General features: G+C 28.4%; 10 protein-coding genes. 5 read left to right on the forward strand and 5 right to left on the reverse strand.

Going from position 1 to position 9648, the window contains the following annotated elements:
- Window positions 1-267 precede the first annotated feature (267 nt).
- Entirely contained in the window at window positions 268-762 is a 495-nt protein-coding gene (locus Q0352_RS07785; RefSeq protein WP_299526170.1) for a sigma-70 family RNA polymerase sigma factor, read from the forward strand.
- 3 nt (window positions 763-765) lie between these two features.
- The gene (locus Q0352_RS07790) at window positions 766-1401 is read left to right on the forward strand and encodes a hypothetical protein (protein WP_299526172.1); all 636 of its coding nucleotides are present in this window, start codon (window positions 766-768) and stop codon (window positions 1399-1401) included.
- Between the two features lie 48 nt (window positions 1402-1449).
- Here the strand turns inward: Q0352_RS07790 and Q0352_RS07795 are convergent, their stop codons facing one another.
- The 5 genes from Q0352_RS07795 to Q0352_RS07815 are packed head-to-tail and all read right to left on the reverse strand — an operon-like array spanning window position 1450 to window position 7066.
- Window positions 1450-1884 (reverse strand): hypothetical protein, encoded by a 435-nt coding sequence (locus Q0352_RS07795; RefSeq protein WP_299526175.1) that lies wholly within the window; start codon window positions 1882-1884, stop codon window positions 1450-1452.
- 48 nt (window positions 1885-1932) lie between these two features.
- Window positions 1933-2733 carry a TIGR00266 family protein gene (locus tag Q0352_RS07800; RefSeq protein WP_299526178.1) on the reverse strand — a complete coding sequence of 267 codons (801 nt, stop codon included), beginning with the start codon at window positions 2731-2733 and terminating at the stop codon, window positions 1933-1935.
- A 15-nt stretch (window positions 2734-2748) separates the two neighbouring features.
- Window positions 2749-3210: a DUF4442 domain-containing protein gene (locus Q0352_RS07805; protein ID WP_299526181.1), complete on the reverse strand. Its 462-nt coding sequence runs from the start codon at window positions 3208-3210 to the stop codon at window positions 2749-2751.
- A 60-nt stretch (window positions 3211-3270) separates the two neighbouring features.
- A complete protein-coding gene (locus tag Q0352_RS07810; protein WP_299526184.1) occupies window positions 3271-4374 on the reverse strand; it encodes a hybrid sensor histidine kinase/response regulator in 1104 nt (367 codons plus the stop codon).
- A 10-nt stretch (window positions 4375-4384) separates the two neighbouring features.
- Window positions 4385-7066, reverse strand: coding sequence for an ATP-binding protein (locus Q0352_RS07815; RefSeq protein WP_299526187.1), 2682 nt, complete (start codon window positions 7064-7066; stop codon window positions 4385-4387).
- A 247-nt stretch (window positions 7067-7313) separates the two neighbouring features.
- Between Q0352_RS07815 and Q0352_RS07820 the strand changes: the two genes are divergently transcribed.
- The 3 genes from Q0352_RS07820 to Q0352_RS07830 all read left to right on the forward strand — a co-directional run.
- Window positions 7314-7685 carry a DUF4870 domain-containing protein gene (locus tag Q0352_RS07820; RefSeq protein ID WP_299526190.1) on the forward strand — a complete coding sequence of 124 codons (372 nt, stop codon included), beginning with the start codon at window positions 7314-7316 and terminating at the stop codon, window positions 7683-7685.
- Window positions 7686-7717: 32 nt separating this feature from the next.
- Entirely contained in the window at window positions 7718-8059 is a 342-nt protein-coding gene (locus tag Q0352_RS07825; protein WP_299526194.1) for a PadR family transcriptional regulator, read from the forward strand.
- The coding region (locus tag Q0352_RS07830) for a PspC domain-containing protein (protein WP_299526197.1) at window positions 8056-9648 on the forward strand (1593 nt) is incomplete at its 3' end. The genes Q0352_RS07825 and Q0352_RS07830, both read left to right, overlap by 4 nt.

Consider the following 9648-nt stretch of genomic DNA (forward strand, 5'->3'; position numbering starts at 1 on the left):
TTGCTCCATATATAGCATTAACTCAGTTATATAATGCCAATATTAAATTGTTAGACACCATAAACAATTCTTTATCAAAAAATGTAAAAGCTTCTAAATATGGTTTAGAACTTAACAGTTTTATTACTGACATTAAAAAAAATGAAAATTAATTTATATTAATTTCTAATATTAAAGCAACTCAATTGAGTTGCTTTTTTTATTTTTAACGTAAAATGTAACATTTCAATTACAAACGATACTTATTAATAGAACGAAACCAAACTTGTGACTAAAGACCTTGAACATAAATTTATTTCTGAATTTCAAGAAAATCAGAATATAATTCATAAAGTGTGTAGAATTTACACGAATAATCAAGAAGCTCACAATGATTTGTTTCAAGAAATTACCATACAACTTTGGAAAGCATATCCAAAGTTTAGAGGTGATTCAAAATTAAGCACTTGGATGTATCGAATTGGTTTAAACACCGCAATTACACTATATAGAAAATCAAAAAGAAGTATTATAACACAAGATTTTGATAGTGTTTTACACAGAATTCAATCAACCGATTACGATAATACAGAAGAAGAACAATTAAAGGTTATGTATAAGGCAATTCATCAATTATCAGACATTGATAAAGCATTGATTTTCTTATATTTAGAAGATAAAAATTATAAAGAAATATCTGAAACCATAGGTATTTCAGAAGTGAATGCACGCGTGAAAATGAACAGAATAAAAACTCGTTTAAGAACAATACTAAATCCGTAAGTTATGGATGAATTAGAATTATTGAAAAAAGATTGGAAGAAGCAAGATGCTGACTATCCAAAATTAACATATCAGGAAATTTATAAACTGATACATAAAAAATCATCTTCTGTTGTAAAGTGGATTTTTATTATATGTATTGCTGAATTTTTATTTTGGGGATTTATTAATTTATTAATTCCTGAAAGTTATTTTGAAATTTATGAGAAATTTCATTTAAAAACATTACTAAACACTTCATACATATTACATTACGCAGTTAGCATTGGTTTTATTTATTTATTTTATAAAAATTACAATGCAATTTGTGTCATTGATTCTACTAGCTTATTAATGAAAAAAATTATTAAGACACGTAAAACAGTGAATTATTACGTGTATTACAATATAATTTTAAGTGTTATTCTATCATTTGTTGTAAACTTTGTTATGTTTTCAGATGCAAATCTTTTGGTTGAAGTTTTTAACCCTGATAACAAGCCTATTGATGTTGATACATTTTTTAATATTTTATTAATCGCACAAATTATTGGTTTATTAGTTATGGTAGGCTTATTATGGCTTTATTACAGAATAGTTTATGGTATATTACTTAAAAAATTAACTAAAAATTATAAAGAATTAGAAACTCTAGAATAATAAAAAAGCCGAAGTTTAAACTTCGGCTTTTTTATTATTAGCATATTTTTATATGATGTTAGGTGTATATTCTTTTTTCTTTTTATATTTTTTCCAGAAATAGAAAATCAGATATACAATCAGTAAATATGGAGCATAAAAGATGTAGATCATAAATACCTTTGCTGGCCATCCAATTCCTAACATATTTATTTCAAGTCTTTTTACTCTTTCTAAATTCTCAATTGCAACTGTACGAAATCTTTCTAAGTCATTCATTGCATCAAAATTATATCCGTAATGAGATAGAAGAATTTTCTGAGATATATAACCCCACCATCCAGTGATTAACATCAAAACAAAGGTTATTATAATACTTACAATTAAATAGATAATTAAATTATATTTCAGTTGCGCTTTTTTGAATCTGAATAACACTAAAATAGGAGAGCTAATCAGTGATAATACCAATAAAACAGATATGATTCTAATCAGAAGTTCCATTAATTAAAAAAAATGTATATTTTTTCTTCCAAGATTTCACTTAACTACTTATATTCTGTTATCACCATCAATTAAATCACCTATTCCTCCCAAAATACTTCCTTCTCCCCTTGTTTTATTCCCTGTTCTAGGTGCCAAAGCTAATACTCTCCCTACCAACCTACTAAATGGTAACGATTGCACATAAACTGTTCCTGGCCCTTTTAAAGTTGCAAAAAACAACCCTTCTCCACCAAAAACTGTGTTTTTAATTCCTCCCACAAATTCAATATCATAATTAACATCCTTGGTAAACCCAACAACACAACCTGTATCTACTTTTAAAACTTCACCTGCTTTTAATACTTTTTTAGACATATTTCCACCAGCATGAACAAATGCCATTCCATCTCCTTCTAATTTTTGCATTATAAAACCTTCACCACCAAATAAACCTCTACCCAATTTTTTTGAAAATTCAATACCAACCGAAACACCTTTAGCTGCACACAAAAAAGCATCTTTCTGACAAATAAACTTTCCTCCCATTTCACTTAAATCAATCGGAAAAATTTGTCCAGGGTATGGTGCCGCAAATGAAACTTGTTTTTTACCACTACCTACATTTGAAAAAACTGTCATAAACAAACTTTCACCAGTAAGCAGTCTTTTTCCTGCGGAAAATAATTTACCCAAAATTCCTTCATCTTGGTTTGATCCATCCCCAAAAATAGTTTCCATTTGAATTCCATCGTTCATCATCATAAAACTACCAGATTCAGCAACAACACCTTCTTGTGGGTCTAATTCAATTTCAATATATTGCATTTCTTCCCCATGTATTTGATAATCTATTTCATGTGCATTCATTACCTTAATTTTAAATTATTTATTTGATTTTAATCTAACACTCCATTCAAATTCATACGCTGAAACCTGTTCTCCTTTTTCATTAACTCCAACAGATTTCATTGTAATTGTTTGTCCTTCTCCAGTCTCAATGGTTCTTTTTAAAGCTTCATCAATTAAGCTACCGTCATTACAAGTAAAAGTAATTAACCCTACTGCTTTTTTAGAAAATGCTCCTTTATGATTGGTTACCAACATAGAAATGTTCTTTCCACTTTCTTTTATTTTTTTTATAACAATTGCACCTGTGGTTAACTCTGCAGCCATTGATTGTACTGCGAAATACATAGAATTAAATGGGTTTTGGTTTATCCACTTATACTTTACACAAACAACTGCTTTTGCCTTATCTAATTCCTTTAACTTTACACCACATATATAGGCTGATGGTAATTTAAACATCAAATACCTATTCATATTTTTTACAGTAACTTCCATATAAAATCTTTTGAGGTCAAGGTAAAAAAAAGGTTACAATTTAAAGTGTGTTTTAACTTTTTATTTAGCAGCCTCTAATGTAAAAATAAAACTACTTCCAACATCCAATTCACTTTCAACTCTTATCAATCCATTATTTTGGTTTATAAATTCTTTGCACAATATTAATCCTAAGCCTGTGCCTTTTTCTTTATTTGTCCCTAATGATTTATAATTTTGCTCAATTTTAAAAAGTTTATTCAAATTTTCCTCTGAAATTCCAATTCCATTATCTTTTATAGTAGTTTCAATCATTTGGATGTTATCTACAAACTTTTCTTCTGAAGTAATAGTTATAGTGCCGCCGTTAGGCGTAAATTTTAATGCATTAGTCAATAAATTTCTAATAACTGTTGAAATCATTTTTTCATCGGCATTAACGAACAATGTCTCCGGAAAATTAGTTTTAATACTTATATCTTTAACTGAAGATTTTGCTGAAACACCATCAATATTATCTATTAACAATTTACTAAGGTTAAAATTATTCTTAACAGATTTAATACTTCCAACCTGGATTCTAGACCATTCCAATAAATTTTGAAGTAAATCAAGTGTGAATTTACCAGATTTATAAATAACATTTACATATTTTTCTGCATTCCCAAATTCTTTCTCTTTTAAATCTTCTTTTAGCAATTCAGAAAATCCTATAACACCCGATAAAGGGTTTATTAAATCATGTGAAATAATAGAAAAAAATTTATCTTTAGTGGCATTTTGAAGTTCTAATTCTTCCGTTTGCCTTTTTAATTTTATGTGCGTGTTTATTCGAGCTAAAAGTTCATCCGAATTAAAAGGTTTTGTAACATAATCTAAACCTCCAGATTTAAATGCTTTTTTTATACTTTCAGTATCAGTATTAGCAGTAAGAAAAATTATCATTATTCCTATGTTTTCTACTTTTTCTTTAATTCTGACACACGTTTCAAAACCATCCATTTCCGGCATTTGTATATCCAAAAGAATTAAATCTGGCTTAGTTTTTTCTAAAATATTTAGCGCCAATTGACCGCTTTTGGCCATTCTAAAATCGTAATTATTTTCATTTAAAACTCCAGCTAATACTTTTAAATTATTAGCATTATCATCAACAATTAAAATGGTTCCCTTACAATTATCCATAGTTCTTATTTTATGATTCTATCCAATTAATTATTGCCTCAAATTCCATTTCGTTAATACATTCTTCAATAAACGTAAATGTTTTGCCAGTATCTTTTTCTGCCATTTCTAGTAATTCTTGCAACAACATAAAATTCCCTTCCCCAGCTGCTTCCAAGAATTTAACTTTTACATATTCAGGTAAATCTGAAGGAATCGAATTCGTTATTGATTCTTTTATTTTCTCTTCTTTATAAATAAATTTAACACCTGCTTTATGGTGCATTTCAGCCAATAGTAAGTCAAAGATTAGAGGTTTTTTAATAAAAACAGTAGCTCCTATTTCCATAATTTCTTTTTGTTCAGACTCTAATGCACTTGCGCTAACAACAAAAATTTTAACATCATGATTTCCCGCAATTTTTAAAATTTGTCTTGTAGCCTCCACTCCATTCATAATGGGCATTACAACATCCATTAAGATAATGTCTGGTTTCCATTCTTCATATAATTCAACGGCTTCTTTTCCATTCTCTGCCATTCGAGTATCAAACCCCAAAGGATTTAATTTTTTATATAATATATCTCTGTTTTCAAATCTGTCATCAACAATTGCAACTTTTAATCCTATCATTTCTGGGCTAAGAGATGCAACTTGTGATTCTTTTTTATCACTTTTAAATATGCTTTCATTTCCTACTAAATACTTAAAACTAAATGCAAAGTCAGAACCCTTTCCATATTCACTCTCAAGAGTAATATCACCGTTCATTAAGTTGGCAAACTTTTTACTTATCGCTAAACCTAAACCTGTACCTCCTTCAGTTTGACGGCCACTCTGTGCCTGTTCAAAAGGTTTAAATATTGTTTCTTGCTCTTCTTTTAAAACACCCTTACCACTGTCATTAACTTTAATTTGCAACATGTGATCTTTTAATTTTTCTACAGAAATTTTCACAAAACCTTCTGATGTGAATTTTAAAGAATTTCCTATCAAATTTATAACAACTTGTTTTATTTTAGATTCGTCAGCAAAAATAGCCTTAGGTACATTTTTAGCTATTATAAAAGACAAATCTATATTCTTTTGGCTAGCTTTAATTTTAAACAATTGCTCTAATTCTTTTAAAAGATCTAAAAAATTAAAGTCAGATGGGTTTAGAATAGTCCTTCCAGCCTCTATTTTAGACATATCTAAAATGTCATTTATTAATTCCAATAAATGTTCACCACTTTTATTTATTGTTTTTAAATTCTCTTGTTGTGTTTTTGTCAAATTATCATCATCTTGTAACAACTGTGAATATCCTAAAATAGCATTCATTGGTGTTCTTATTTCATGGCTCATATTTGATAAAAAAGTAGATTTAGATAAATTTGCTGCTATAGCTTCTTCTGTGGCCTTTTTTAGCTTTATTTCATTTTCTATTCGTTCAGTAATATCATCCGAAGTTCCAACAATTCCAATAACGTCATCATTTGTATTGAAAAGAGGCATTTTACTTGTTGTTACCCATTGTTCTTTACCATTCATAATAAATGATTCTTGATAATTCAACTTAGGTTTTCCACTCTTCATAGTCACTGCATCACTTGCTCTGTAATTTTCAGCATCTTTTCTTTCATTAAAATCAAAATCCGTTTTCCCTATAACTTCATCTTCATTCTTAAAACCATTATCCTCAAGAAAAGCAACATTACAACCTAAAAATACGCTCTCCTTATTCTTCCAAAAAACTTTCATTGGAATAATATCTAATACATTTCTTAACAATTGTTTAGACATTGATAACTCATCTTCATTTTTCTTCTTTTGAACAGCCAAACTTAAATGTGAAGAAATAAACTCTAACAATTCAATATCTTCTTGCTTATATGCTTCAGAGTCATCATAATTTTGAACAACAATAGCACCAATTACTTTATCTTCAATCCTTAACGGAACACCAATCCAAACAGCAGGAAATTTACCAATAAGGTCAATTTCTCCAAGATCAATAAGTTTTTTATATTCTTCAGATTTTAAATAAAAAGGCTTATTTTTTTTAATTAAATAACCTGTCATGGATTTTGCAATAGGAAACTCCGTATCGGCAACCTCGCCAGAAATAAAAGGAATATTTATTGTCTGCTTATCTTCATTATAAAAAGCAACATAAAAGTTTGTTGTATCAATCAACCTCCCTAACTCACTCATTATAAATTTAATGAAATCTTTTAATTCATGAGATTTATAGCCTTCCTGCGCAATTTTCAGTAATAATTTTTGAATTTGACTAGCTTTTTTAATTTCAGAAACATCTCTTAAAACTCCTTCATGAAAAAGCACATTCCCTGCACTATCAGTAATAATTTTACCAGAATCTGCAACCCAAACTGCAGAACCATCCTTTTTGCGCATCTTAAAAATTGCGTTTTGTTCTTGATTTTCATCAGGTTCTTTTAGTTCCCTATCTTTTATATTAAAATATAAATCTGTTTTAATGTCAACGGCCATCAATTCCTCTTTTGAATCATAACCTAACATTTTAACTAGCGCCGGATTTACATCTATAAATTTACCTTCTGGAGTGCTTTTATAAATTCCGTCTAAAGAATTTTCAAACAAATTAGCATTCCTTTCATCATCCTTCTGCAAAGATTTTATAATCTTTTTTTGTTCTTCAATAAGTGCTAACAAATGTTCCTTTGTCGCTAAATTATTTGAATCCATATTTTTATTTTTTATTTTATAAATTTAAAACTTTATCAGGCTCTTTACACCATTCATTATTAAATACAGCCTAATTATTTATAAATATATACAATTCAGGGTGAATAAAAAATTATTGAATCTATAAATTATGCATTTAAAATAGGACTAACAATGTTAAATAAATGTTAAATTATAGTACTATGCCTTGCATACTACTATCTTTTATCCATATATTTGCATAAGAAATTACTAAATACAATAAACTATGATCACACAAAACGATAAAAATTACAGTTCTATCACACACTTAAGTGGTTTTGCAGGATGGTTTTTTCCATTCGGAAATATAATTGCGCCTCTTGTGTTGTGGTCAGCTAAAAAAAATGAGAGTTCATATATTGACACTCATGGAAAATCAGCAGTAAACTTTCAACTTAGTTTAATTTTTTACGGATTTTTACTTGCATTATTAATAGTACCAATTGCCATTTTTACTTTAGGTTTAGGAATTATAGCAATTGTTATTGGAATAATACCTGCTATTATATTAAAAATTGTTCTTATTATTTCAGCAAGTATTAAAGCAAACAGTGGAGAGTATTATACATATCCATTTACTATAGAATTTATTAAATAGCACTATGCTTTTTAACTCTTAAATATCAACTTATGAAGATAGAAAACACAAAAGCTCAAATGCGAAAAGGAGTTTTAGAATATTGCATACTTTCCATATTACAACATGGAGATGCTTATACTTCTGAAATACTATCTGAGCTAAAAGACGCAAAATTATTAGTTGTTGAAGGAACAGTTTACCCTTTATTAACTAGATTAAAAAATGCTGGTTTGCTCAGCTATCGCTGGGAAGAATCAACATCTGGACCGCCAAGAAAATATTACGGTTTAACAGAAACAGGTAAATTATTTTTAAAAGAATTAAATGGCACTTGGAGTGACCTCGTAGAAGCAGTAAACTTAGTAACTACCAAAAAATCAACAAAAAAATGAACAAGACAATAAATATAAATTTAGGAGGCATCTTTTTTCATATTGATGAAATAGCTTATCAAAAGTTAAAACTTTATTTAGATGCTATAAGACGATCTTTAAGTGACGACCCACAAGGAAGAGATGAAATATTAAATGATATTGAACTTCGAATTGGAGAATTACTTTCTGAAAGAATTAAAGACGAACGTCAGGTTGTAAATCAAAACGATATTGATGAAATCACTAAAATTATGGGGAAACCTGAAGATTATTTAGTGGATGAAGAAATATTTGAAGATGAACCTACTTACAGAGCAAAAACTTCTTCAAAAAAATTATTTAGAGATGGTGAAGATAAATTTTTAGGTGGTGTTTCTGCAGGATTAGGACATTATTTTAGAATAGATTCATTATGGATTAGACTAATGTGGGTAATTTTAGTTGTAGCTGGTTTTGGTACAGGAATACCTATCTATATTTTATTATGGATACTTATACCTGAAGCTCAAACTACGGCAGAAAAACTCCAAATGAAAGGAGAACCTGTAAATATTAGCAATATAGAACGTAAAATTAGAGAAGAATTTGATGGTGTTACATCTCGTGTAAAAGATGGTGTAAACGATGTGACTAACAAAGTTAAAAGCACTGAGTTTAAAAGTAAAGCAAAAACTGGAATACAAGAAATTGTTGAAACTCTTGGTAAAATAATTTTAGCAATCTTAAGTGTATTAGGTAAATTTATTGGAGCCTTATTAATATTTGTTGCTACAGTTACTTTAATTGCTTTAATTATTGGAGCATTTTCTTGGGGAGGTATCGAAATATTAGGCTTTGGTAACGAATATGTGCATTACCCACCTTTCTTTTTCGATTCAATTATGCCATCTTGGTTGCTAATCATTTTAGTTTTTATTATTGTAGGCATCCCATTTATTATGTTGTTTATGCTTGGTTTAAAAATAATATCAAGCAATGTAAAATCATTTAGCACCACAACAAAATTATCATTATTAGGTATTTGGATAATTTCATTAATTGGTTTAAGTATTGCAGGTGCAAATTTTGCAACAAGAACCGCCTTTGATGGTGTAAACAATCAAACTGAAGAATTGCCAATTATGGCAAATGACACTTTGAGAGTCAAAATGATTGGAAATGATAATTTGTCGAATCGTAAAGAGTTAAGAAGACAATATAGTTCAGAAACCGTTTATGACAACGATACTCAAAAATTATTTTCAACGAGAATTAATGTTGATATAAAATCTACAGATAAAGAAAATGCATTTGTGAAAATCAGAAAAGAGTCTGAAGGTAAAAATCGTTTAACTGCAAATAATGATGCTGAAGCTATAGAATATCAATTTAATTTAAATGATAATAATCTAGAATTAAACGGGTATTTTTTATCTGATTTCAAAAATAAATTTAAAGACCAATTAATTGATATCACAATTAATATACCTACTAATTCTTTCATTTATTTAGACAATTCAACGCGTACTTTTTTAGATGATGTTGATAATATTCAAGATATAAATGATAGAGATATGCCAAGACATCTTTATCAAATGACTGATGAAGGCTTAAAATGTTTAGATTGT

Source organism: uncultured Lutibacter sp., from assembly GCF_937891065.1.
In the GTDB taxonomy this organism is placed as follows: Bacteria; Bacteroidota; Bacteroidia; order Flavobacteriales; family Flavobacteriaceae; genus Lutibacter.